This is a genomic window from Shewanella sp. POL2 (assembly GCF_000282755.1).
Lineage (GTDB): Bacteria > Pseudomonadota > Gammaproteobacteria > Enterobacterales > Shewanellaceae > Shewanella > Shewanella xiamenensis.
This window is the reverse complement of record NZ_AKZL01000022.1, coordinates 16,656-42,880: the sequence shown is the minus strand read 5'-3', so window position 1 is coordinate 42,880 and position 26,225 is coordinate 16,656. Positions and strand designations below refer to the sequence as shown.

The 26,225-nt window shown below is 47.0% G+C and carries 18 protein-coding genes and 1 riboswitch; of the genes, 9 read left to right on the top strand and 9 right to left on the bottom strand.

The window, feature by feature from the left end; translation table 11 throughout:
- Positions 1-92: 92 nt before the first annotated feature.
- Complete coding sequence (ribB, locus tag SHEWPOL2_RS07975) at positions 93-746, bottom strand: 3,4-dihydroxy-2-butanone-4-phosphate synthase (protein ID WP_037416362.1); 654 nt, start codon at positions 744-746, stop codon at positions 93-95.
- Between the two features lie 195 nt (positions 747-941).
- A riboswitch (FMN riboswitch) is annotated at positions 942-1,172 on the bottom strand.
- A 240-nt stretch (positions 1,173-1,412) separates the two neighbouring features.
- On the opposite strand from ribB, the gene SHEWPOL2_RS07970 reads away from it, so the two are divergent.
- From SHEWPOL2_RS07970 to SHEWPOL2_RS07950, 4 genes are all read left to right on the top strand, one after another.
- Complete coding sequence (locus SHEWPOL2_RS07970) at positions 1,413-3,548, top strand: oligopeptidase B (protein ID WP_037427549.1); 2,136 nt, start codon at positions 1,413-1,415, stop codon at positions 3,546-3,548.
- A gap of 10 nt (positions 3,549-3,558) precedes the next feature.
- Positions 3,559-3,999, top strand: a complete 441-nt coding sequence (locus SHEWPOL2_RS07965) for a GIY-YIG nuclease family protein (RefSeq protein WP_037427547.1) — start codon at positions 3,559-3,561, stop codon at positions 3,997-3,999.
- Positions 4,000-4,271: 272 nt separating this feature from the next.
- Entirely contained in the window at positions 4,272-5,399 is a 1,128-nt protein-coding gene (locus tag SHEWPOL2_RS07960; protein WP_037427546.1) for a DUF4238 domain-containing protein, read from the top strand.
- 1,380 nt (positions 5,400-6,779) lie between these two features.
- A complete protein-coding gene (locus SHEWPOL2_RS07950; protein WP_037416375.1) occupies positions 6,780-8,411 on the top strand; it encodes a methyl-accepting chemotaxis protein in 1,632 nt (543 codons plus the stop codon).
- Positions 8,412-8,667: 256 nt separating this feature from the next.
- Here SHEWPOL2_RS07950 and SHEWPOL2_RS07945 read toward each other — a convergent pair whose 3' ends face one another.
- Positions 8,668-9,444 carry a lipoprotein gene (locus tag SHEWPOL2_RS07945; RefSeq protein ID WP_037427542.1) on the bottom strand — a complete coding sequence of 259 codons (777 nt, stop codon included), beginning with the start codon at positions 9,442-9,444 and terminating at the stop codon, positions 8,668-8,670.
- A 269-nt stretch (positions 9,445-9,713) separates the two neighbouring features.
- Here SHEWPOL2_RS07945 and SHEWPOL2_RS07940 point away from each other — a divergent pair, with 269 nt between their 5' ends.
- Complete coding sequence (locus tag SHEWPOL2_RS07940) at positions 9,714-10,481, top strand: class I SAM-dependent methyltransferase (protein WP_037427541.1); 768 nt, start codon at positions 9,714-9,716, stop codon at positions 10,479-10,481.
- 24 nt (positions 10,482-10,505) lie between these two features.
- On the opposite strand, the gene SHEWPOL2_RS07935 is transcribed toward SHEWPOL2_RS07940, so the two are convergent.
- The 3 genes from SHEWPOL2_RS07935 to SHEWPOL2_RS07925 form a co-directional block, all read right to left on the bottom strand.
- Positions 10,506-12,497 carry a M14 family metallopeptidase gene (locus SHEWPOL2_RS07935; protein WP_037427540.1) on the bottom strand — a complete coding sequence of 664 codons (1,992 nt, stop codon included), beginning with the start codon at positions 12,495-12,497 and terminating at the stop codon, positions 10,506-10,508.
- Positions 12,498-12,628: 131 nt separating this feature from the next.
- The gene (locus SHEWPOL2_RS07930) at positions 12,629-13,747 is read right to left on the bottom strand and encodes an FUSC family protein (RefSeq protein ID WP_037427539.1); all 1,119 of its coding nucleotides are present in this window, start codon (positions 13,745-13,747) and stop codon (positions 12,629-12,631) included.
- 256 nt (positions 13,748-14,003) lie between these two features.
- Positions 14,004-15,242, bottom strand: coding sequence for a dicarboxylate/amino acid:cation symporter (locus SHEWPOL2_RS07925; protein ID WP_037427568.1), 1,239 nt, complete (start codon positions 15,240-15,242; stop codon positions 14,004-14,006).
- A gap of 895 nt (positions 15,243-16,137) precedes the next feature.
- Here SHEWPOL2_RS07925 and SHEWPOL2_RS07915 point away from each other — a divergent pair.
- On the top strand, positions 16,138-16,335 hold the full coding sequence (locus tag SHEWPOL2_RS07915; RefSeq protein ID WP_239642749.1) for a hypothetical protein: 198 nt from the start codon (positions 16,138-16,140) through the stop codon (positions 16,333-16,335).
- Positions 16,336-16,501: 166 nt separating this feature from the next.
- Here SHEWPOL2_RS07915 and SHEWPOL2_RS07910 read toward each other — a convergent pair whose 3' ends face one another.
- From SHEWPOL2_RS07910 to hslR, 4 genes are all read right to left on the bottom strand, one after another.
- On the bottom strand, positions 16,502-18,061 hold the full coding sequence (locus tag SHEWPOL2_RS07910; RefSeq protein ID WP_037427537.1) for an AbgT family transporter: 1,560 nt from the start codon (positions 18,059-18,061) through the stop codon (positions 16,502-16,504).
- Between the two features lie 246 nt (positions 18,062-18,307).
- Complete coding sequence (locus SHEWPOL2_RS07905) at positions 18,308-19,849, bottom strand: phosphoenolpyruvate carboxykinase (protein ID WP_037416403.1); 1,542 nt, start codon at positions 19,847-19,849, stop codon at positions 18,308-18,310.
- 199 nt (positions 19,850-20,048) lie between these two features.
- A complete protein-coding gene (gene hslO, locus SHEWPOL2_RS07900) occupies positions 20,049-20,909 on the bottom strand; it encodes an Hsp33 family molecular chaperone HslO (protein ID WP_037416407.1) in 861 nt (286 codons plus the stop codon).
- Between the two features lie 36 nt (positions 20,910-20,945).
- Positions 20,946-21,344, bottom strand: a complete 399-nt coding sequence (hslR, locus tag SHEWPOL2_RS07895) for a ribosome-associated heat shock protein Hsp15 (RefSeq protein WP_037416410.1) — start codon at positions 21,342-21,344, stop codon at positions 20,946-20,948.
- Positions 21,345-21,595: 251 nt separating this feature from the next.
- Between hslR and gspC the strand changes: the two genes are divergently transcribed.
- Genes gspC through gspE form a run of 3 tightly spaced genes read left to right on the top strand, consistent with a single transcriptional unit; the run spans position 21,596 to position 26,223 of the window.
- Entirely contained in the window at positions 21,596-22,522 is a 927-nt protein-coding gene (gene gspC / locus SHEWPOL2_RS07890; protein ID WP_037427535.1) for a type II secretion system protein GspC, read from the top strand.
- Between the two features lie 24 nt (positions 22,523-22,546).
- Positions 22,547-24,661 carry a type II secretion system secretin GspD gene (gene gspD, locus SHEWPOL2_RS07885; RefSeq protein WP_037427533.1) on the top strand — a complete coding sequence of 705 codons (2,115 nt, stop codon included), beginning with the start codon at positions 22,547-22,549 and terminating at the stop codon, positions 24,659-24,661.
- The gene (gene gspE / locus SHEWPOL2_RS07880) at positions 24,658-26,223 is read left to right on the top strand and encodes a type II secretion system ATPase GspE (RefSeq protein ID WP_037427531.1); all 1,566 of its coding nucleotides are present in this window, start codon (positions 24,658-24,660) and stop codon (positions 26,221-26,223) included. The genes gspD and gspE overlap by 4 nt, the downstream gene beginning before the upstream one ends.
- The last annotated feature ends 2 nt before the right edge of the window (positions 26,224-26,225 follow it).

Genomic DNA, 26,225 nt, shown 5'->3' with positions numbered 1-26,225 from the left:
ACTTAACCAAAGTGTTTTATCGAAGTTAAATAAAAAAGGACGCGGGCCTTCGCACGCGTCCTTTAAATTGCATCCTGTTTATGGGGCCAAATTTAGCCTACATTGGCTAATAACGACTTACGGTAAACCACGATATCTTCAATCGTCAGTACAGGCATTTTATGCGCTGCACCAAAGGCGATAATTTCCGGCAGACGCGCCATAGTGCCATCGGGATTGGTGACTTCACACAACACGCCTGCGGGCTTGAGTCCGGCCAGTTGCATTAAATCAATAGTGCCTTCGGTGTGGCCACGGCGAGTTAACACGCCGCCGGGTTGAGCGCGCAGCGGATACACATGGCCTGGGCGAGCTAAATCGCTTGGCTTAGCATTGTCGGCGATGGCGGTTTTAATGGTGGTGACACGGTCAGCGGCCGAAACTCCAGTGGTTACGCCCACTTTAGCCTCGATACTCACGGTAAACGCTGTGCCATATTGGCTCGAGTTGTTTTCGACCATAGGTGGTAGCTCAAGGGCTTTGACCTTTTCGTCCGGTAAACACAAACACACGATACCGCTGCATTCGCGAATGAGCATGGCCATTTGCGCATTGGTCAGTGACTCGGCGGCAAAAATTAAGTCGCCTTCGTTTTCCCGATCTTCGTCATCGACCACCAACACACCTTGGCCTTGGCGCAGGGCAGCAAGACCCGCTTCAACGCGTTCGATAGCAGTACCAAAAGGAGCAAGTAAAGACTGATTCATGGTTAATATCCTTCAAAAATACGACATGGGAATATCCAGAATCAGGGCGTGCAGAAATACAGCCATTACCCTAAAGGGGATTGTGCTGTAGCAATCGACCCGTTTTAAGCGCAGGCTTAAAAACGTGATTGCAAAATATGAGGCTAACAGCAGGGATACTTAGCTCAAGTTAATGCCAATTATCCAAGTGTTGTCTTACATTCTCTTCCATCCGGACTCAGTACTGTTGCTTGCGGCAAACAGTCCATTACCGTCGGCTCTGGAATAGTAGCGCTCGATAGGCATTAACCATGGCGAGACAAGCTAGGGCACCAGATCTGCTGACCCCGAATTGCGTTCGGGCGCTCGCGGGCTTTAGTGTGGGGAAATTTATTCACCTCACTATTTACCGCCGGTGGGGAGTTTCACCCCGCCCTGAGAATTGTTGATAGGCTTTGGCCTAAAAACGCGGTTATGTTGCGCCTAATTAATGGTGATAGCAATAACATCGCGCCTGAAATTGGGCAATGTTTGCGCAAGCGCACAATGCCTTGGGATCCTTAAGCAAGCGCAATCTTTAGGAAACTCGCAACTTGAGCTAGCTTGGGTATATCATATCCGGCACATTTACTTATTGGCTTGCCGTCGTGCCCCACGATGGTGTTTGAACGTCACAAGGACGTATACATGCGCACTCTGCTGCTTACTTTAGGTCTTGCTATGCTATTACCCGGTTGCTCCACTCCAAAAGGGCAAGTCTCTGCGCCCGTTGCGGAAAAAATTCCCCATGTGATGACCTTGCACGGCGTCACTCGCACCGATGACTACTATTGGATGCGCGACGATAAACGCCAAGATCCTAAGGTATTAGCGCACCTTAAGGCTGAGAATCGTTATACCCAAGCTTACTTTAAGCCGCTTAAGTCATTGCAAGACGGGTTGTTTAACGAGCTGACTGGGCGCTTAGTGGCCGATGAGTCGAGTGTGCCGTACCAATGGCACCAGCATAGCTATTACCGCCGCTACCAAGAGGGCAGCGAATATCCGCTGATCGCCCGCAAAGGCAGTGACGGGGTTGAGCAAATGATGCTCGATGTGAATGAACGCGCCAAGGGCCATGAGTTTTATGGTTTAGGTGGCGTTAGCGTCAGCCCAGATGAAACCATGTTGGCCTTCGGTGAAGATGTGTTAAGCCGCCGCGTATATAACATCTATTTTAAAGATATTGAGTCCGGCGCCATGATCACCGATGTGCTTGAAAACACAGAGGGACGCATCGTTTGGGGCAATGATAATCGCCATGTGTTTTATATCGCCAAAGATCTGCAAACCCTGCTGGGTTACCGCGTGTATCGCCACGAACTCGGCACACCACAATCGAGCGATGTGTTGGTGTATGAGGAGCAAGATGATGCTTATTACATCTCCCTCGGCAAGAGTTTAGATGAGTCGCAAATCGTGCTGTTCCACGAGAGCACCACAACCAGCGAAGTGTCAGTGCTGGATGCAAACGATCCTTTAAGCCTGTTCAAACCTGTGCTTGCGCGGGAAGAAGGCCATGAATACAGTGTCTCTAAGCTGGGTGACAGTTATTACATTCTCACCAACTGGCAGGCGACTAACTTCCGTTTGATGAAAGTGGCGATTAAGGATGCCGCCGATAAATCCAAATGGCAGGAAGTAGTTGCTCACAATCCCAATGCGCGGCTTGAAGATGAGCTGGTGCTGAAGGATTACCTGATCATTCAAACCCGTGAAAATGGCCTGACACGCATTAAAGTGATGCCATTCAATGGCCAAAAGCCCTTTGAGCTGAGTTTCGATGAACCCGCTTATGTGCTGGGTTTAGATGTTAATGCCCAGCAAGATAGTGATAAGTTACGGGTTTTCTACTCTAGCCTGACCACGCCCGAGGCGATTTATGAGTACCACTTAAGCAATCCCGATAGACGCGATCTGCTTAAGCAGGAACAAGTACTCGGCGGCTTCGATGCCAGTCAATACCGCGCCGAACGTTTATTTGTCACCGCCCGCGATGGCGCTAAGGTGCCAGTGTCCTTGGTGTATCGTAAGGATAAGTTCAAGAAAGACGGCACCAACCCTCTGTACCAATATGGTTATGGTTCCTATGGTTACACTGTTGAGCCTGACTTTTCTTCATCGGTGATCAGTCTGCTCGACCGTGGCTTTGTATATGCCATCGCCCATGTGCGCGGCAGCGAAATGTTAGGCCGCCCTTGGTACGATGCGGGCAAATTACTCAATAAAAAGAATACCTTTAATGACTTTATTGATGTCACTACGGCCTTAACCGAGCAAGGTTATGGTGATAAAAATAAAGTGGTGGCCTCTGGCGGCAGTGCTGGTGGGCTGCTAATGGGCGCGATTGCCAATATGGCGCCTGAAAAGTACTTTGCCATTGCGGCACACGTGCCCTTTGTGGATGTGGTCACGACCATGCTCGATGAGTCGATTCCGCTCACTACCAACGAGTACGATGAATGGGGTAATCCAAACGACAAAACCTATTTCGACTATATGCTCAGCTACTCGCCCTATGACAATGTTGCCGACCATGAGTATCCCCACCTATTGGTGACCACAGGTTTGCATGATTCACAGGTGCAGTATTTCGAGCCAGCGAAATGGGTAGCAAAACTGCGCGAAGTGCAAAATAAATGGTACAAACTGGACGATAAGGTGTTGTTATTCCATGTCGATATGGATGCTGGCCACGGTGGCAAGAGTGGTCGTTACCGCCAGTACCAAGACACGGCACAGGAATATGCCTTCTTCTTAAGTCTGCTCGGCATGACTAAGTAGGCGCCAACGGGTGACCGATTTAGTGATAGAAGCCGCTAATTCAACTCCCTCGGCTAGCCCCCAAAAAGGGGCTAGCCAAGCGCAAGCTGTTAACCAAGCTCCGCTTTCTAGCAAGCCAGAAGCGCTAGGTGCTGAGCAAGCTGTGACTTCGGAGCAAGGCGCAACATCAGAGATTGAACAAGCATCAACGTGGTATCTGTATCTTATCCGCTGCGCCAATGGCCACTTATACACCGGCATCACCACAGATGTCGCACGCCGATTTAATGAACATCAATCAAGCAGCCCCAAAGCAGCAAAGTACCTGCGCGGCAAAGGGCCATTAACCCTGATGTATCAAGAGCAAGTCGGCACCCGCAGTGATGCCCTAAAGCGTGAAATCGCGGTTAAAAAGTTAAGCCGCAGTCAAAAGCTGGCGTTGATTGAGTCTGTCGAACATAGTGCGATATGAAAGAGCAAAATCAGGTTTAATCATTGGTATGCAAATACAATGATTAAGCACTGTCATTCCAGTGACTCGCCGTGAATATGTCCCTATAGGCTCGACGACGGCATCCATGCCGTCAACGGTCACTTCCATGTCAGTGCTTAATCCCGTTAACCACTGAGTATCTTGTTAATCTGAACTATCCCAGTTCTGTCTTTAAGTTGCAGAATTTAACAGTTAGTTTCGATAAACTCGGTTATCTTAACCATTATGCGTTCTTAAGAATTGGAGGTTTTGTGGCGGATAAGAAAGACCAACATTTGGTTCCAGCTTGCTATCTAAGCTCCTTTGTCGCTGATATATCTGATGCTGCAAAGCATAATCCTAGGCTCGAAGCTGGTGTTTATGTCAATTCAAATACGCTGGACTCTGGTTGGAAGATGAGAGGAATAAATCATAAGACTTTCAAAAAGTCTTACTATTACAACCTACCAGAAGATAATCCAAATGAACCATATATCGAAAACTTTCTATCAGGTATTGAAAGGTTATATCGCAAGAATTTACAAAAAGTTATAAATCGCGAGTTGGACAACGAAGCTATGTCATTTCTATCGTATTTCACATCTATTCAGTACATAAGAGTGGATAAATTCATCACTTCTATGCAAAACTCATGGGATCAAATTGCTAAATGGTGTGATGAGGTATCAGGCGGTAATCAATACACGTCAACACTGGCAAACGTAGTTAAAAAACAAATTCCGACGATTGATTTAGGCGGTATTATTCATTCTAATGCATGCATCATCTATAACAATACTAGATTTCCATTTGTTACTTCAGATACACCTGTTGTTCGAAAAAATGTAAATGTGCCTGATCTAAAATGGGTTATCCCTCAAGCAAAGCTTGACCATTCCGTGTCAGATTCCCATGAAAGTTCTTTTTTCTTTTTCCCTTTAACGCCTTATATTGCTTATGTTTCATGCGATTTAATTCTAACTGGGTCGATATTAGAATTTAATGATGACGAATTAACTCATATTTTTTATCTAAATTATTACTCAATATCAAATGCGCACAAGCATGTTTACTCGTCTGTAAGAGAGCCAATCAAAGGCGAAGTGGAGCTTTCAAAATATCTAAAAAATAAACCAAATGGACAGCTCATCAAAATTTACACGGATCAACATAGATTGAGTATCAAAGGACTGGTTGTATCAAGCGATGGAAACAGTTTGTCATTTTTATGCGAGCCTAGTAATGAGCTATCAAAGCTTAAGTTAGGAGAAAAGGTTAGTCTTGCAGAGATTTATGACAGTGGTAGCAATATAATTGGTATGAGGCACTGTTCAGTCCAAAAGCTAGATGTAGATGGTGGTTTGGTTGTACTTGAGTCAGACTTTAAATTTTGCATTTAACAAATCATTTATTGCCAGTTTATCGAGACACCCATTGTTAAATTTGGCTATGTAAAGATTGAATAGCCCCATATCTAAACTATCAAAAGTCAAGACAGGCATTATTCGGCTATCAATGGTTCCACCAAATCAAGCATTGTTGCACCAGTGACCTTCTAAAACATGGATGTTTTAGTAGAGCCTACAAGGACGTATCCACGGCGAGTCACTGGTGTAACAGTGCGAAAGCCTGCGGCAGGCAATTAGGGAATACGATAGCTAGAAGTCATATCTCCGCCGATTAGTTCTTGAATTATGCAGAAACTAATTAAATAAAATCAATGCTGTATAACAATAACAAAACAGTTTTTCGAGATATATACTTCAATAAACCTAGTCAAAATAAAATCTAGGTCGTTAAAGTTTATTGGATGAAAAGATGACAAAAATTCAAATATTGCTCAATGATGCGGCCGAAGTTGTGATGCCTGCGCTGCATGATTTTGATGTTAAGTCTTTTAGCATAAAAAACGGTTTATCGAGACACCCACTGTTAAATTTTGCTATGTAAAGATTGAATAGGCACATATATAAGCCATTGGTTCGTGCCAAACTTGCTCAAAGAAGAGTTTATCGAGACACCCACTGTTAAATTTTCTTACAGGAATGATAGGGCTGGCAAAACTCTTGTGGGATTAACAGCCTGAATCGGAGGTTCAGAAGTTCATCTCCTCTGCGAAGTTGCAGAAGGGCGTTGAAGACTCTTTATTAAAAGGATAGAGCGTGACGCAGACAGGATGTCTGCGTAGCTTTCGGGGTACAGGATGTACCATCGGAAGCGTAAGCTATTTACGAATAAGCACGAAGCTAGTAACGAATGCATGTAACTTCGCTAGGGGCGTCTTGTCTGCTTGTGAAAACATTAGTAAGGAGGATAGGACGAGTAGTCCTCCTTGGTCGGGTGTGGGGTGAGGCCCCACGACTTTGACTTTGATTTTTTCAAAACAACAGTATATCGATACACCCACGACTAAATTTTGCGGCTGATGCTATAGCCGCTATGGCTTGTTACTTCATATACGGTATATTGTCAGTCCTGCTTACATGGAGGTTTTATGAAATATATTTGTTTGATTGTTTTGTTATTTTTGCCAACTTTAGCCCTTTCAAAGAAGTTTATCGAGACACCCATTGTTAAATTTTGCCCCACATTTATCGTTGTTACTTTAAATCATGTATTAGCTAAGGTTATGCCTTTTAGAAAGCAGCAAATAACTACGATTAATTATCCGTTCGGATAGCGAAAGTTGAATGTCTGGCTTATATATTTATGGAGGGAATAAGCCTGTATCAGGCGTCAGATAAATACATTTGAGCATAGTCATCATTGTCGGGGTTTACATGCGTAATCTAAAGATAAATCATCTTTTACTTGGAGCTTTTGCAATTCCCATGGTTGCGATTCTTGGGTTAGCCATGCTGGCGATAGGTAAAATGCAAGTCATTAATGAGCAATCCACCGTCATATCCAACGACTGGCTACCATCCGTGCGCGTTATAGAACGACTGAATGGCCAAACGGCAGATCTTAGGGTGTTAGAATCCCGTCATATTCTCTCGTTGGACGATGCTCAAATGCGAGATACTGAACGCGAATTGGATAAAATAAAAGCGAAAATTGACGAATCTATAAGCACCTATCAACAACTGATCAGCGAGAATGAAGAAAAAGTCATATTCAATGATTTTAATCGCTTATATAAGGAGTACCTAGGAATTCAGCAGAAGCTTCTCACTCTCTCAAGAGCAAACAAGAATGAAGACGCCAAACAACTGCTGTTAACCGAATCTCTCAATGCTTATAACGAATACTCGGATTTATTACTCCAATTATCTGATTTAAATAGCAAAGGAGCACAAGCTGCGAGCAGTTATGGTGATGAGATTTACGATGAATCGATAAAAATAATGCTATTTATCTTAGTCATTGTTTCGCTATTGGTATTAGCTACATCGATTATCATATCGAGATTTATTGTAACTTCGATTAAGACAGTTCAGGCCTTTATTTCTAAATTAGCAAATGGTGATCTTACAGATCGAATTAACGATATTGGTAATAACGAATTAGGTCTATTGGCAAAAGGCTGCAATGATACTGCTGATAAAATTTCTGAAATGACCGAGCAGTTGATTAACGTTGCCGATAATACAGCGACTTCTGCGGAAGTATTGGCCTCCACTATGAATCAGGTTGAAAATAACTCTAAGCAAATGCTGGTTCAGGTAGAACAGATCGCGACCGCACTCAATCAAATGTCCAGTACAGCCCTAGAAGTCAGTAAAAATGCAACTGAGGCTGAAACCAGCGCAAGGGAGGCAATGGATAATGTCACAGTGGGTAATAAATCCCTCGGTGAATCTGATGTCATTTCTGAAAAAATCGGCGCGGCCATTCGTGATTCAGGAGCCATAGTGAATCAACTAAAAGATTATTCGATAGAAATTGGCTCTGTTATTGACGTTATTACCAGTATTTCCGAACAAACTAATTTACTGGCATTAAATGCTGCAATTGAAGCAGCACGGGCCGGAGAAGCTGGACGCGGTTTTGCTGTCGTGGCAGATGAAGTACGCTCACTTGCCGCTAAAACACAACAATCGACTATTGATATTCAAGGGATCATTTCCAAGCTACAGTCTCAAGCAGGAAAAGCTGATCATTACATGAAAGCAAATACAAGTTTGTTAGATGAATCTCAAATGGTTTCGGAAAAGGTACGTAACGCTTTCCATGGTATTTCCACGTCGGTCAATACAATTTCCAATGTCAATACTGTCGTTGCAACGGCTTCTAGCGAACAATCAAGTGTGACTGAAGATATCTCCCAAAATATTTCCTCTACAGTTGAAATAGTCGACCAAAACGTAATGGGTATTGGCAGTGCCAGCAAGGCCTGCCAAGATGTGTTGGCTGAAGCTGGTAAACAAAAGCAACTACTTGCCTTTTTCAAAACAAAACGTCGATATTGAGTGAATAAGTCGACACTAAAAAAGTCATGACAGGCATTACTCGGTTATCAATGGTAGCACCCAATCCCGGAAAGTCTCAGACACAAAAAAAGATGCCACTACAAGGGGTTAGTGGCATAAAGTGCATAAGATTGTCCATGGAACGGTAACGCTAAAAAGGGTGGGTAGAAGACTGACATTTTGGTTGGGAACCGTTACAACATCAGTCTCTACGCCGGGAAGTTGGTTGAGCGGTAACGCTGTTGGTTTAACGGGTTTAGAGTTTGCTTACTGGGCCATCGATTTTATCGAAGTTCACATCCCCTGAACCTGCTGAGAGAATGGTTAACCCCTTAGTGTTCACCACATTGATATCGCCTGAGCCATCGTTGATGGTGACTGTGCTTTGCACATTAGCGACTTCAATTTCGCCAGAGCCGTCATCAATGGTGATGCTGCCTTTAATATCATTAACTTGGATACCACCAGAGCCGTCGACAATTGCAAGGTTGCCGTTGACTTGGCTGACTTCAATCGCGCCAGAACCATCGTCGATACTGACATTATTGCCGCCATGGATAACCAGTTCGCCTGAGCCATCCTTCACCTTAATATCCGCAGTCATCTTGTTGATAAACATAGCACCTGAGCCATCGTCGATATCTAGCGCTAATCCTGCTGGCACTTGTAGTTTCAAATCGATATAGGGTGAGTAATTGCTAAAGCTGCTATGGGATTCAAAGTCGGCCTTAAGCTTGGCTTTGTTGGCCTTTTTCTCAAGGGTGAGAATGACTTTGCTATCGTCATTGCTATAGATATCAGCGACTAACTTAATTTGGGTCAGGCCTTCGACACCGATGATTTCAAGGCTGCCCGCACCTGTTTCGGCAACGAGTTCCTGTAAGTCTTGAGCATCGAGGCTGAGTTCACGTTGCTCGTGGTCTAAATCCGGCATGCCAGCGGCGTTCACATTGATAATGCAGCCAGTGAGTGACACGCCAACCGTAAAGAGGGCGACAAATCCGAGGGTGAATATAAAAGGGCGTAGTGACATTTTCTTCTTCCTTGTTATCGACACTCGACGACCGACTGAGTGCAACACTGATAGCGATTAACTTTATGTAAGTAGAGATTGCACATCCTATGCCAATTTTAAAATGTATTAATAATCATGCGGATAAGTTAAATGTGTCCGCTTGGGCGCAGGCGGACATGTCCGCTGAATGAGTGATTTTCCCAAAGAGTGGTGAAATTACTCACTTATTCGGTTAGCGTGTGTCCAACATTCCTGCTTGATTTAAAGCGCAACTAGAAAGGATTCACATGGATTACTTAACGACCAATAAAACCGCCTGGGATGCCCGCACTCGAGTGCACTTAACTTCTGATTTCTATGATGTTGAAGGCTTTTTGAGTGGCAAAACATCCTTAACGGAAATCGAATTAAATGAGCTTGCGGTGACGGACAAAAGCCTACTGCATCTGCAATGTCATTTTGGTTTAGATACCCTGTCGTGGGCGCGAATGGGCGCAAAAGTGATTGGGGTTGATTTATCCGAAGTGGCGATTGCTGAGGCGCGTAAGTTGGCGCAGCAGACGCAGTTGTCTGCCGAGTTTATTTGTAGCGATGTCTACAGCGTTGTAGGCAAGGTTGAGCCGCAAGATATTGTTTTTACCTCCTATGGCGCGATTGTTTGGTTGCCGGACTTAACACTCTGGGCGCAGACCATTGCGGCGTGTTTAAAGCCCGGCGGACAGTTTTATATGGCCGAGTTTCATCCGGCGCAGCAGCTATTCGATGGCTATAGCTATTTTAATCGCGGTGAGCCAGACATTGAGCAGGAAGGGACTTATACCGAGAATGCCGGTGATGAGCAGCAAACCTTAATGTGCTGGTCGCATAGCTTGTCTGAGGTGATCAATGCCTTATTGCAGGCGGGCTTAGTGTTGGAGTTCTTCCACGAGTTTGCGTTTAGCCCCTATAACTGTTTCGAAGGGCTAGAGGCGCAAACCGATGGTCGTTATGTACTAAAACACCAAGGGCAACAGGTGCCCTTGGTATATAGCATTAGCGCGCGTAAGCCTGCTTAATCCTTGCCGTTTTTAACTGCGGGATTAACGGCTACGGTAGACTGGATACTTAAGATATTGATTATCGTAGTAAGGGCTGCGTTCATAGAACCAGCGTAAGCGTGCCTCGGGATCGGCGGCAAACTCTGGGTTTTCCAGCGCTTTGTTAAATTCCGCCTGTAGCTTTGGATCTTCCTTAAGCATCTTGGCGGCCAGCGGCTCTACCGCGTAGTCCTCAATGTATTCGGTACGGGTAAAGATAGGGTTAAAGAAGCCCCATTGCAGTAACGAGTCCGGTGATTGTGGCTCAAGCAGTAAAATCGCCAGATCGCCTAAGGGTTGATCTGTACTGATTTTCACTGTGCCCGCGGGCAAGGTGGTGGTCAGTTTCGCCAGTGTCGAGTCGGCCTTCACTGTGAGTCGTCCCTCGAACGCCTTGGAATTAAACACCGGATTGCTCAGGCTATATTGCTGCAATTTAAGTTCGGTTGGTTTGCTTAAACGTGTCATCCGGATGCCGTGTAGATTCAAGCGGTCAATCACTTGTGTCCACTGGGCGGGAATATAGTAGGCGCTCGGGCGAGTGACTTTAATATCCGGCACGGTTTCGGCCATCACTGGTAAATTCGGGTACAGCTTAGGCTCGCCAGTCCAACGCACTACCTCGGTGCCGCTAATCGGACTTTTCTCAAGAGTGTAGTCGATGCCTTTAAAATCCCAGCCTTTAGCCAGTGGTGCCGATTTCCACGTTAATGTGATCAGTGGTGAGGCGCGGTATTTATCCTCTTGAATCGCACTCTTTAACTTGGTCGCTTGGTCGCCCACGGTTTTAAGGGTTTGCTCAAGCATTACATAGGTGCCAAGTACGCGCTGCTTAAAGGGTTTTAAGCTGTGGTTCTCAATCAAAATAGTCGGCAGATGGCGGGCATCACCATAACCATTAGAGAAGCGTGGGCTTGGGTTCCACAATGACATGCCCTTAGTGATATCGGTATTGTCTACGGCGAAGATCAGCGGACCCGGAATATGGCCTTGGGCGGTTAAGGCCGCTTCTACCGCTGGGCGATAGCTATTTTCGAGCCAGCGGAAACTGGCGGGACTCAAGCCTTGGGCGAGGTTGTAACCGAAGGTTATATCGTATTGGTAATCGATGCCGTCGGTGACATGCACATCGATATACAGATCCGGTTGCCACACATTGATTGCCCGCAGCATATTCTGCATTTCTAAGGTGTCGGCCTTGGCATAGTCACGGTTCAGGTTGAGATTATTGGCATTGGTGCGCCAGCCCATATTCACCGGGCCACGTTGGTTAACGCGATTAAATTCGCCGCTGCGCTCATGGGCATCAACGCTAAACATAGGCACAAACAGCAGGTTGGCTTTTTCGAGTAGCTCGCTTTTGTCGCCTTTGACTATATCTCGCAGTAGCATCATGCCTGCATCTTTACCGTCGATTTCACCGGCATGGATACCGGCTTGCACCAGAATTGTCGGCTTAGTGTTTTGCTTTAGCCGTGCCGATTCGTTAATGCCTTCACTGCTGGCGACATACATCCAAATGTCGCGGCCTTGAGGGCTCTGACCTAGGCTGACTTTTTGCAATTTAGTGGTTTCGGCCGCCAATCGGTCGAGCCATGCGATGGTGTCGTCATAGCTTGGGCTTTCGGTGCCGTTGCTTTGCTCGAAGGGCGTCGCCCATTCGTTATCGGCGCTGAGTAACAGAGCTTCGCTGCCACCATGCCAAGTAATACTCGGCGGGAGAATGGCATCATTGACAAAGGTATTAGCGCGAGTCGGTGTCGCTGCGACTTCGGGGGCGGTTTCTGTCGCGCTCAAAGCGCTACTGCTGGCATCTGTTTCAACCGCGTCGGTTTTAGCGGCCTCAGTGCTGGCAACTTCAGCGTTGGCAGCTCCAGAATTAGTCACTTCGGGTTGTGCGACTTCGGTATTCGCGGCAACGGCTAACTGGGCTGTGAATAATGAGCCCGCCGATAAGCAGGCAATGGCGATAACGGAAGGGGAAAACAAGCGCATGAAAACAGTCCACACATCGAATTTTTATTAGGGCGGTATCTTTTCATTAAGCCCCTACAAGTGCAAGGGCTGCCAAGGGTTTATCTTGGTATGACGGAGTGATTTTTCGCTGCTATTCCCGTGGTGACGGCCTATGCGCGCTTGGTAGTTTTATGTAACACGGTTTGTCCGCGATAGGCGACTTCGATAATCTCGATATCGGCGTAGAGAGCTTCGACGGCAATGGCAAGTTGATAGATAAGCCACCCGTATCCCGTGAGGGCAAATCCCTGTGCGACTTCATTTGCCAAAGGGGGCGAATTCGGTGCCGAGCTTGCCAAGCTAAGTTGTAATCTGTGTTGCAACTCTTGCTCTAATGCATTTGGTAGTGTGGGCAATGTGGCTGTTTTACCTGCAACAAATTCGCTAAGGCGTTGCAGATAAGCCGTAAGCTCGGCGGCGACTTTGTTGATTTGGTGGTAAGCCTCTTTGTCGGCCTCCTGCCAGCGACTCAAAGGTAATAATTCGAGCAGGGTGATCAGCCGCACCTGTTTATTGACTAATTCCGCCAGCAGCACTTTATGTTTTTTTAGGGTTTGGCTTTCCCACTCGAGGGAGAAAAACAGTTTCTTCTGAGTTAATACCGCCTTCATCGCCGCTTCGAGTTCGGCGCGAAAATCTAAATCATGGTTGGCGGGGGCCTGTAAATGTTGGGTCAACACCTTGGCCATATTATCGATGGCATTGGCGAGCTGACTACGCCAGTCCTGTTTGGCTTTAATCGGGAAGATAAACAACGACACCAGAATCGCGATAACACAACCCAGCAGAATATTGGCCGTGCGCCAGAGTGCCTCTGAGGTGTCGTGGTTCGCATCGCCCACCACGATAATAATGGTGAATCCTGCCACCAGATAGGCATAACTGTAGCGTCCCGCCGAGATAAAACAAATCAGCGTCACCCCTAAAATTAACAGCCCCATAATCAGCCAATAACTGTCGAGTGTGGCCACTAACATCACGCCATAAGCCGAGCCTAAACAAGTGCCTACCGCCCGTTGCTGTGACTTTTCAATCGCACCGCCCACCTGTGGCAGACTCATCATAATGATCACAATCGTCACCATGCTCCAAATAAAATGCGGCGGCGACCAAATGGCATTAATGGTGACGGCAATCAGCAGGGCGAGGCCGAGTTTGAGGGCGTGAATGGCGCGGAAATGGCGATAGATAAAGTCGGCAAAAGGGCTTGCAGGGGCAAAGACGGACATAGTGCAACACTCCTTTGGACTGATGGTAGCCAAGCCATTATCGCAGAAACGCACTTCGCCCGTGTGGTTGGGCAGATAAAGAAATGCAAATTGCGAGGCGGCGCTGTTTGAGCTTAGTCCAAGGCACCGCCAAGATCACATTAAAGCTAGGTAATTGACATTAAATCAGTAAGATAGCGTGCGGCCTGTACAAGCCTCAGTCATAAAAAAGGCTTGAATAAGCAAGCCTATTCAAGCCTTAGGATGCGCGTGCGTGTTAACTCGGTTCTTGAGTCGGTTGCTCCGCAGTGTACTTATCCATAATCACGGCACAGGCGGCGTCACCTGTGATGTTTAGCGCGGTGCGGATCATGTCAAACACTCGGTCGAGGGCGAATAACAGCGGTAAACCATCAATGGGAATACCCGCAGCCAATAGCACTGCGACCACTAAAAATGATGGACCTGGCACTCCCGCTTGACCAATGGCGCCTAAGGTGGAGGTAAAGATAATCGCGGCATAGGCGGTCATTGAGAGGTCAATGTTGTACATTTGCGCGAAAAACATCGCGACCAGACCATAATAAATCGCGTTACCACTCATATTGATGGTGGCACCTAAAGGCAGCACAAAGGCAGTGGTGGCCTTAGAAACCTTAAGATCTTCTTCGCAGGTTTCCATATTTACTGGCAGCGTTGCCATTGATGACGCCGTCGACAGTGCCATCACCTGCGGCTTTTTCATCGCAGAAATAAATTGGCGTGCCGAGACCTTAGAAAACAGCTGCACCACTATGGGGAAGAACACAAAACCATAGAGCAGAATCGCGGCCACAAACACGGCAAACAGCTTAAATACGACTTCTAAGGCATCAAAACCAAAGGTGCCGACGGAATCGGCCATCAAACCAAACACACCGATAGGGGCAATCACCATCACGCAGTTGATCATCCACACAAAGGCGTCGACGACGGTATTTAACGCCGCCATGATGGGCTTAGCGCCATCACCTTTGACCTTAGTCAGTGCGATACCAAAGAAAATACTAAACACCAGTATTTGAAGGATATTTCCGCCGTTTAGCGATTCGAACACATTAGTTGGGATCATGCCGATAAAGGTGTCGATCACTCCGGGGAGTGCGCCATGTTCGGCGGTCACTTCCATCAAGCCACTGCCACTGTGGGCGGTAAAGTCAACACCGGCGCCGGGTGTAAACACCTTACCCATCACTAATGCCAAAGCGACAGCAAGGCCTGAGGTGACGATAAAGAAGCCAAAAGTGCCCACGCCAATCTTACCCGCCGAGGGGCTATCACCTAAGCTGGCGGCGCCACTGATGATTGACACCAGTACCAATGGGATCACTAGCATTTTGATTAAATGGATAAAAATGGTACCCAGTGGTGCGAAGATACTCGCACTTTCACCCATCATAAAACCCACCAGTGCGCCAATAATCATGGCGATAACCACTTGTACACCAATGTTGCCTAATAAACTCTTGCTCTTCATTCTTGCGAAACTCCCCGGTTGCCGTAGCATTTTGTGTCTTAAGACTCGTGATCTATTTACAGGCCAGCCTTTGCTTTTAGCGTAAAAAGCTAAGCCCCGACAGGTTTTTTGGGCGCCTAAGGTATCACAGTTGCTGTAACGGGTTTTGTGAAACATCATCAACCTTGGTTTGAAAATAACCAAAACCTAAATAACATGACATATAAATAAATAATATTTAAAAATTATCGTATTAAAATGGTTTTTATTTAATTAAGACTTGTTTTTTGTCCATCGAATTGATGAATTGTGATTTAGGCTTTGATGGGCGCAGATATCCTCTCGTATTCTTGGCACCGGTTGAGTCGCGATAATTCCCATCTTTTACTTGTATAAATCTTGAGAGTGGTGAATAGCCAAATAGCCTCCATGACTATTCAACTCTTTGACTTACTCGGTTTTCCCTATGACAACACCATTTCGAGGACATTATGAATATCACTTCATTCTTTGGTAAACCTGAGTCGTTACAGTGCTGGATAAGAAAGTGCATCGAACAACCGGGACTAAGTTATTGGCTGGTCTATCAAGATCTTGATCAAGGTGAATCCCTTCAACTGACCACATTGTTGTTCCCGATAGTGGTTAGGGCGTGTTGACGTTTCGAGATTAGATTTTGTTCGTTCTGGCAAGCACGTGCTCGCGAAACGAGGAATGAAGTGTAGTTATTCTACTCAAATGACGAGTGACAAAGAGCAAGGGCTTGCCAGGCGAACCCTTCGGGCAGCATTTGGCTGGCGTTTCTGCCGCGTTATCGTCCGTTTATGTAGAATAACTACACTGTACGGACTTTGCCTTGCATAAAAGCCAGCCAAATTGCTGCAAAAATAACCCTGAAACTTCAACACGCCCTAATATGAGGGATCTATCGGATGCCGAAATCGATGCCTTTGAGGATGGCTTAAGCCGCAGTGACTATGGTTATCTGCTAAATACGGATCAAATCGAGGATGTCATTGCTAATCTTAAGCAGCAAAAAGCTCAGCCCAGTGAACAGGAACTGCTTGAGGCTATTATCTTTTACTATGAGCGAGATGCGTTTATCGATATTTAAGTATTTGTATTTAGATGTTTTTAATCAGATGAAATGCCGACGTTTTACGTCGGCATCGGCGTTTAAAGCGAGGTAGTAAGCGGTGCAGTGTTTAGTGGTTATTGAGGTATCGAGTGCCCTGTTTATTATAAATTCAATGTTGCTAGCACTCGATACTCTTTTCGCCCTAAGGCATTGCTGGGAAAGTGAATGAGCTACCGATACCTAATGGCAGACCTAATGCCCAATATGCCAATAAGAAACCGCTCCAAAGCAGGAGAAAACTGATTGAAAACGGCAGCATCAGCGCCACTAGGGTGCCAATACCTGACTCCTTAACGTATTTTTTGCAAAACACCACTATCAGCGGAAAGTAAGGCATCAGCGGGGTAATGATATTGGTTGAAGAGTCGCCCACGCGGTAAGCGGCTTGAGTCAGATCGGGCGATACGCCCAGTTCCATTAACATGGGCACCATGATGGCACCAATCAACGCCCATTTGGCTGAGGCCGAGCCGACTAATAGATTGACGAACGCGGTGAGAAACACAATTCCCACCAAAGTCACACCCATCGGAAGGGCCAATTCTTTCAACGCCAACGCGCCTTTAATCGCCATTAATGCGCCTAAATTGGATTGACCAAAGGCATAAATAAACTGGGCGCAGAAAAAGGCCATAACGATGTAATAACCCATGCCGCTCATGGACTTACTCATGCCTTGAATAATGGCTCTGTGGTTATTCGCCGTGCCCGCAACATAGCCATAGACTATGCCTGGCACGAGGAAGAACACAAAAATAATTGCCACAATGGAGCGCATTAAGGGGGCCGAGGCACTGGTTAGCGCGCCATCGGTACCACGCCAAGCAGAGTTGTCACCATAGGCGGTAAACACCAGCCCTAAGACACATAACAACATGGCGCCCATAGCGAATTTGAGACCGCGGCGCTCATGGGGCGCCAGCTCATCAAGCGTTGGCAGCGTGCTAGGATCGCCATTCACCGCAGTGTTTTTTAGGCGCGGCTCAATCACTTTATCCGTTAAGAACCAGCCAATTAAGATAATTAACACGGCAGATGCCGACGTAAAGAATATATTATTCAGTGGGTTAATTGTTAATGTGGCGGCAGCTGGGTCGGCCGATAATCTTGCCGCCGCCTGAGTTAAGCCGGCTAACATAGGATCAAGACTCGATGGCACGCCCACGGTTGCAGAAAAACCACCGGATACCCCAGCAAAAGCAGCGGCAATACCGGCTAGGGGATGACGACCCGCAGCATAGAAGATCACCGCGCCGAGTGGGATAACCAGAACATAACCCGCATCAACCGCGACATGGCTCAGTATACCCACTGCGATAAGTACCGGAGTGAGTAACATCTTGGGGGTCACTGATAAAATTGAGCGCAGCCCCGCATTAATAAAGCCAGTATGCTCAGCCACGCCAAGCCCCAGCATAGCAACCAGCACGACACCGAGCGGTGGAAAAGTCACAAAGGTTGATACGAGTGTTGAGGTAAAGGCGGTTAATGCACTGCCTTCGAGCATATTGACGACTTGAATTGGGTTGCCCGTTCGGGGGTCGATTTCATCAAAACTGACGCCCGATAACCCCCAAGAGATCAGCCAGACCAAGCCTAGAAATAGTGCAAATAATACTGCGGGGTCGGGGAGTTTATTCCCTACGGTTTCGACGGTATTGAGAAATCGCTGGAATCCTGTGGCAGGTTTATGATTTTCCATTTGGGTGCCGCTTCCTAAAAGTGATGATTGTTATTGGTGATTATAAAAACGCAGCATTAATTTAAGCTTGGTTTAACTAATCGATAAGAAACAAAACACATAAAAAATCTAACGCAGTGACGTTAGTGCGGGTGGGGTTTAGTTACAAAATCAACAGACAAATAAAAAGCGCGGGTTCATCACTGAACCCGCGCTTTTTTACTCAACAATGTGTTTGATTACATTATCTAAATGAATTCGCTACGCTTATGCCTTTGGGCCCGCGTTACGGATGGCGTCTGACACTTGATACTTCGCGAAGTTCTTAGTGAAGGCTTCGGCCAGTTTTTGGGCGTATTCGGCGTACAGTGCTTTATCGCTCCAAGTGTTCACTGGGTTGAGTAGATTGCTGTCGACACCGCTAACCGCTACAGGCACCGCGAGGTTTAAGGTATCTAAATGAACGGTTTCAACGTTTTTCAGCTCGCCGCTGACAATCGCATCGACAATGGCGCGGGTGGTTGGGATGTCGAAACGTTTACCAATACCGTGTGGGCCGCCAGTCCAGCCAGTGTTAACTAGGTATACTTGGCTACCGAATGATTCGATACGCTTCATCAGCAGCTCAGCATACACGCCCGCAGGACGTGGGAAGAACGGCGCGCCGAAGCAGGTAGAGAAGGTTGACTGAATCGCAGAGGTTGAGCCGATTTCAGTCGAACCGACTTTCGCCGTGTAGCCAGAGAGGAAGTGGTAAGCCGCTTGCTCTTTGCTCAGGATAGAAACTGGTGGCAACACGCCAGACACGTCGCAGGTTAAAAACACCACTGCGTGAGGCTCGGCGCCACGGTTGTCTTCTTTACGCTGGGCGATATGCTCGAGCGGGTAAGCCGCACGGGTGTTTTCCGTCAGGCTGCTGTCTTTGTAGTTAGGCACGCGGTGTTCGTCCATTACCACGTTTTCCAGCACAGTACCGAAGCGAATCGCATCCCAAATCACTGGCTCATTCTTTTGGCTTAGGTCGATACATTTGGCGTAGCAGCCGCCTTCGATATTGAATACGCCGCCCGGTGCCCAGCCGTGCTCATCGTCACCGATCAGGAAGCGTTTTGGATCCGCAGACAGCGTGGTTTTACCTGTACCCGACAGACCGAAGAATAGGGTGGTGTCGCCGTCTTTACCTACGTTTGCCGAGCAGTGCATTGGCAATACGCCTTGGGCTGGCAACAGGAAGTTTTGCACGGAGAACATCGACTTCTTCATTTCGCCAGCGTATTTCAGGCCCGCTAGCAACACTTTGCGCTCGGCAAAGTTTAAGATCACTGCTGCATCTGAATTGGTACCATCACGCTCAGGAACACAGACGAAGTCTGGTGCGTTAATGATTTGCCATACAGGCTTGTCTTGACGGTTAAATTCTTCTGGGATGATAAAAAGGTTGCGGGCGAACAGTTGGTGCCAAGCGTATTGAGTCGTCACGCGCACTGGCTGGTAATGTTCTGGGTCTGCACCGACTTCGAGGTCAGATACAAACAACTCTTTATCGGCGAGGAATGCTTCTACACGCGCCCATAATCCTTCAAAAGCACCGGGTTCAAATGCTTGGTTGACGGGTCCCCATTCGATATCAGCCGCTGAACTAGGTTCTTTAACAATAAAACGATCGCCAGGAGAGCGACCTGTGCGTGTACCGGTTTTGGCAACCAGCGCACCATTGGCGGTTAATTCACCTTCGCCGCGGAGCAGGGCAAATTCGACCAGTTGTGCTGTTGAGGGGTTGTAATGAACGCGGTTTAATCCATCCGCCATAGTGAGGTCTCCATTGACTTGTATTTGTAAGGTTATTTTTTATCGATCGTCTGCCGATTTTGCTTTTATTTATCGCCCGAGGCGTGCTAGGGGACAAAGTGTGCCGATTGTATCCTATCCGTAGCTAAAGTGTGAGCTGGATCATCGAGGTGGTACAAAAAAGGGCACCCAAGGTGCCCTTTTGACAGTAAGTAAAAACTTACTGCTGGGTATTTGAAGTGGTGCCATTGGCATAGATTGCTGCAACATCAATAGCATCGAACACGTATTTCGCATTGCAGTATTCACAACCCATTTCGACCTTACCGTCTTCCGCCAGAATGGCTTCGACTTCGGCTTGATCGATGGTTTTAATCGCCGCCGCGCTGCGCTCGCGTGAACAAGTGCATTTAAAGCTGACTTCGATAGGATCGAACAGACGTACTTCTTCTTGATGATACAAGCGGTGTAATACGTCCTGCGCTTCTAGGGTGAATAACTCTTCCGCCTTGATGGTCGCTGTCAGCTGACATAAATGCTCGAAGTCGGCATTATGATCTTCTTGGCTTGGTAATATTTGCAGGAACATGCCAGCAGCTTGTTTACCGTCGGCAAATAGCCACATTGCTGTGGGTAATTGCTCTGACTGGTTAAAGTAGTCTTCGACACAGGCGGCTAAGGTGGGTTTATCAAGGGCGACCACACCTTGATAGCGTTCGCCTTCGTCCGGTGTGAGGGTGATAACCATATAACCTTGGCCAAACAGGTCGGCTAGGCTGGCATCGTCGGCTAACTCGCCATCCCAGCGGGCGATACCGCGTAATTGCTGCTGGTTATTGCCATTGATCACCGCCAGCGATACTGGGCCATTCCCTTGCAACTGCACGCTAATATCACCGCTAAATTTTAGGGTGGCGGTTAATAAAGAGGTCGCCGCCAGCAACTCGCCGAGCAGGGTTTGCAGCACAGGAGGATAGGCATGTGAACCTATTACCTGCTGATAGCTGTCTTGCAATTGCACCAGTTCACCACGCACATCGGCATTATCGAACAGGTAGCGGTGTAAAATATCTTGGGTCATTTTGTATCTCACTATTAGGTAACTTTTACGTAATTCTTAGCATTCTTTAAATCGAATAAGTTGGCGTCGTTGCTTTTTATCCGGTTTATGGTCGGGTGCAGGATTATTAAGAATATTCAATCGTCTTGCTTCGGCATTTAACGCGCGTTTAGCGATGCTGGCGGCGGTTTCTTCGTACAATTCCTGTGCAATTGATGCACTTTGGCGTGATTCTGATAATTTTTTTATGACGATCTCTTTATCGTCATAACCTTGTCGTATCTTAAGGACGGCACCTATCTCAGCATTCTTACTAGATTTGGTGCGCGCACCGTTGTAATGTACTTTGCCGCCGTTGATCATTTCTTTGGCTATGGCTCGAGTTTTATAAAAACGTGCGGCCCATAACCATTTATCGAGTCGAACGCTGCCACTGTCGCCTGAACTTTGTGTCATAGTGTCTCCAAGATAAAAGATCGATGAGTTCACATGCTGAGTAATAAAATGCCTAAGTCGCATTGCTATTATGTTAAAGAGTGGTGCGCTTCACACCCTTTTTAGGCGGGCAAAGTTAGCATAAATGGCCAATTTTCGCCAATTGCAATACTGTTATGGGGTTGTTGCCAAATGCGGCCTAGGTTAGCATGTGGCGAACATGATAATTTTTATAATCAGAACAGAGACCTGTATTGAGGGTCCACATAAATATGGATTTATTAGATAACGTTATCGCAAAAGCTGCAGGTATTCCGCATAAGCCGTTGAGTCAGGTTGTTTTCTGGCTTGGTTTTATTCTGAGTTTACTCTTAGCCGCGCAAATTACATGGAAACTCGTGCCTACCACCTCTTCTCCTACAGCATGGTCTCCCACTGCGGTGACCACGGCGGGTAAAGGGGCTGGGCAAATTGATCTGGCAGGATTACAGCAACTCGCACTTTTCGGCAAAGCCGACGCCAAGGCGGATAAACCTAAAGTCGAAGTGGTCGAAACCGTAACCGATGCGCCAAAGACTTCCCTTTCTATTCAACTGACGGGGGTGGTGGCATCCACCGCTGACCAAAAAGGTCTAGCGATTATTGAATCCAGTGGTAGCCAAGAAACCTACAGCTTGGGTGATAAAATTAAGGGGACATCCGCTTCGTTAAAAGAAGTCTATGCAGACCGGATTATCATTACCAATGCGGGTCGCTATGAAACCTTGATGCTTGATGGTTTGGTTTACACCAGTCAAAGCCCAGCGAATCAACAATTACAAAAGGCCAAGAGCGGAAAAGCTGAAGTCGTTAGCCGAGTGGATCAGCGCAAGAATGCTGAAATCTCTCAAGAACTGGCCGAATCTCGCAGTGAACTCTTAGCCGATCCCAGTAAAATTACTGACTATATTGCGATTTCGCCCGTGAGACAGGGAGAAAACGTTGTTGGTTATCGCCTCAATCCTGGCAAAGATGTGAACCTATTTAAGCAAGCAGGCTTTAAACCCAATGACCTTGCTAAATCGATTAATGGATACGACCTGACCGTAATGAGTCAGGCGTTAGAAATGATGAGCCAATTGTCTGAATTAACTGAAGTTTCTGTTATGGTTGAACGGGAAGGACAGTTGGTTGAAATCATGTTTAGTTTGCCGCAATAACACGCGTTAGGGGAAAGTAAAATAATGAATAACAAACGGATTCGACGCAAACTGATTGCTGGAGTTGTGGCGGGCGCCACTATGCTGACCTCGCAATTTGTTTGGTCTGAACAATATGCGGCCAACTTTAAAGGCACTGATATTCAAGAGTTTATCAATATTGTTGGTAAAAACTTGAACAAAACCATCATTGTTGACCCGACGATTCGCGGCAAGATCAACGTTCGCAGCTATGATCTGCTCAATGATGAGCAGTATTACCAGTTCTTCCTCAACGTGCTGCAAGTATACGGTTATGCCATCGTCGAGATGGAAAATAACGTTATCAAAGTGATCAAAGACAAAGATGCGAAAACCGCGGCGATTCGTGTTGCTAATGACAACGATCCTGGCCTAGGCGATGAAATGGTTACCCGCATCGTGGCGTTGTATAACACCGAAGCCAAGCAATTAGCACCATTATTACGTCAGTTAAACGATAACGCTGGTGGTGGTAACGTAGTGAACTACGATCCATCAAACGTGCTGATGCTCTCTGGCCGCGCTGCGGTGGTTAATAAGTTAGTTGAAATCATTCGCCGTGTAGATAAACAGGGTGATACCTCTGTTCAAGTCGTGCCACTTGAATATGCTTCTGCTGGCGAAATGGTGCGAATTATCGATACCCTGTACCGCGCGACAGCTAACCAAGCGCAGCTCCCAGGACAAGCGCCTAAGGTTGTTGCCGACGAGCGGATTAACGCTGTTGTGGTCAGTGGTGATGAAAAGAGTCGTCAACGGGTGGTGGAGCTGATCCACCGTCTCGATGCCGAGCAAGCCAGCACGGGCAATACGAAAGTACGTTATTTACGGTATGCCAAGGCCGAAGACTTAGTTGAAGTGCTAACTGGTTTTGCCCAAAAGTTGGAAGGTGAAAAAGATCCTAGCGCTCAGGCAGCGGGTGGTGGCAAACGTCGTAATGAAATCAATATTATGGCCCACACTGATACTAACGCATTAGTGATCAGCGCTGAGCCAGATCAAATGCGCACTATTGAAAGCGTGATCAACCAACTCGATATTCGCCGCGCCCAAGTATTAGTCGAAGCCATTATCGTGGAAGTTGCCGAAGGCGATAACGTCGGCTTTGGGGTGCAATGGGCCGCGAAAGCGGGTGGTGGAACTCAGTTCAATAACTTAGGCCCAACTATCGGTGAGATTGGCGCGGGTGTATGGCAGGCGCAGGATAAAGAAGGAACCTATATTACCAATCCAAACACAGGTGACGTGATTGGTAAAAACCCAGATACAAAGGGCGATGTTACCTTACTTGCTCAAGCCTTAGGTAAAGTGAATGGTATGGCATGGGGCGTTGCTATGGGTGACTTTGGTGCCCTAGTACAAGCCGTATCGAGTGACACTAACTCAAACGTACTTGCAACACCTTCTATTACTACCTTAGATAACCAAGAAGCCTCTTTCATCGTCGGTGATGAAGTGCCTATTCTTACCGGTTCTACCGCCAGCTCAAACAACAGCAACCCATTCCAAACCGTTGAGCGTAAAGAGGTTGGGGTGAAGTTAAAAGTGGTGCCGCAGATCAACGAAGGCAACGCGGTTAAGCTTGCGATTGAGCAAGAAGTCTCCGGCGTAAACGGTAACACGGGTGTGGATATTTCCTTCGCTACTCGCCGTTTAACCACTACTGTTATGGCTGATTCAGGCCAAATCGTGGTACTCGGTGGTTTGATTAACGAAGAAGTCCAAGAAAGCGTGCAGAAAGTGCCATTCCTCGGCGATATTCCAGTACTTGGCCATTTATTCAAATCTTCTTCCAGTAAGAAGACCAAGAAGAACCTGATGATCTTTATCAAACCCACCATTATCCGTGATGGTGTGACGATGGAAGGTATCGCTGGTCGTAAATACAACTATTTCAGAGCATTGCAGCTTGAACAGCAGGAGCGTGGTGTCAATCTAATGCCTGAGACTAAAGTGCCGGTATTAGATGAGTGGAACCAGTCTGAGTATGTGCCGCCAGAAGTGAACGATATTTTAGATCGTTATAAAGAAGGCAAAGGACTAGAGACTCAGATGCGTAAAACTGACCCGACTCTCAAGTCGCTGGATGAAAACAAAAACAAAGATAAAACACAATGAGTGAAATACAAGTATCCCAAGTCGAGGATTTAAGCTTAGTTTCCAATGAACTAGGTATTGAAGCCGAAGGTGATGAGGTATTTCGCTCCAGCAGCAAAGAGCGTTTACCCTTTGCCTTTGCCCACCGCCATGAGGTGATTTTAGCCTATGGCGATGATGGCGCCTTGAACCTGTTTTATACCGCCAAAACCCCGTTAGCGGCGATGCTTGAAGCGCGTCGCTACTCGGGCGTGGATTTACCTTTGGTACAGCTCGAGCCGAGTAAGTTTGAGGTCAAACTGACTCAGGCCTATCAAGCCAATTCCTCCGAAGCGCAGCAGCTGATGGAAGACATTGGCAATGAAATGGATTTATTTACTCTTGCAGAAGAGTTGCCACAAACCGAAGATTTGCTCGAAGGCGATGATGATGCGCCGATCATTAAGCTCATTAACGCCCTGTTATCAGAAGCGATTAAAGAAGAAGCCTCGGATATCCATATCGAAACCTACGAGAAGCAGCTAGTCGTGCGTTTCCGTATCGACGGTGTGCTGAAGGAAGTGCTTAAGCCGAATCGTAAGCTGTCATCCTTGTTGGTGTCGCGGATTAAGGTGATGGCGCGCCTCGATATCGCCGAGAAACGTGTACCACAAGATGGCCGTATTTCGCTGCGGATTGCGGGCCGCGCGGTGGACGTGCGGGTATCGACCATGCCATCGAGCCACGGTGAGCGTGTGGTGCTGCGTTTGCTGGATAAGAATGCCGGTAATCTGGATTTAAAACAGCTGGGTATGACGGACAGCATCCGAGCCAAGTTCGATGAGCTTATTCGTCGTCCCCACGGCATTATCTTGGTAACGGGTCCTACGGGTTCGGGTAAGAGTACCACGCTATATGCTGGGCTTACTGAGATTAACTCTAAAGATACCAATATCTTAACCGTTGAAGATCCCATCGAATACGAATTAGAAGGCATAGGCCAAACTCAAGTTAACACTAAGGCGGACATGACCTTTGCCCGTGGTCTACGGGCGATTCTGCGTCAAGACCCCGATGTAGTAATGATCGGGGAAATCCGTGACCTTGAAACCGCCCAAATTGCGGTGCAGGCATCCTTGACGGGTCACTTAGTGATTTCGACTCTCCACACCAACACCGCTTCGGGCGCGATTACCCGTTTGCAGGATATGGGTGTTGAGCCTTTCTTAGTCTCATCAAGTTTGCTCGGGGTATTGGCTCAGCGCTTGATCCGTACCCTCTGTCCAAAATGTAAGACTGCGCATGTGCCCGATGAGCGTGAACGTGAACTGCTGGGTATTACTGCCGATGATCCACGCCATATTTATCGTGCCAACGGCTGTAAGGCCTGTGGTAACAGTGGCTACCGTGGTCGTACTGGCATTCACGAACTATTGTTGGTCGATGATAATGTGCGCGAGCTTATTCACGGTGGACGTGGCGAACTGGCGATTGAGAAATATATCCGCCAGTCGGTACCAAGCATTCGCCACGATGGCATGAGCAAGGTGCTCTCAGGTATCACCACTCTGGAAGAAGTCCTAAGGGTGACCCGCGAGGAGTAAGC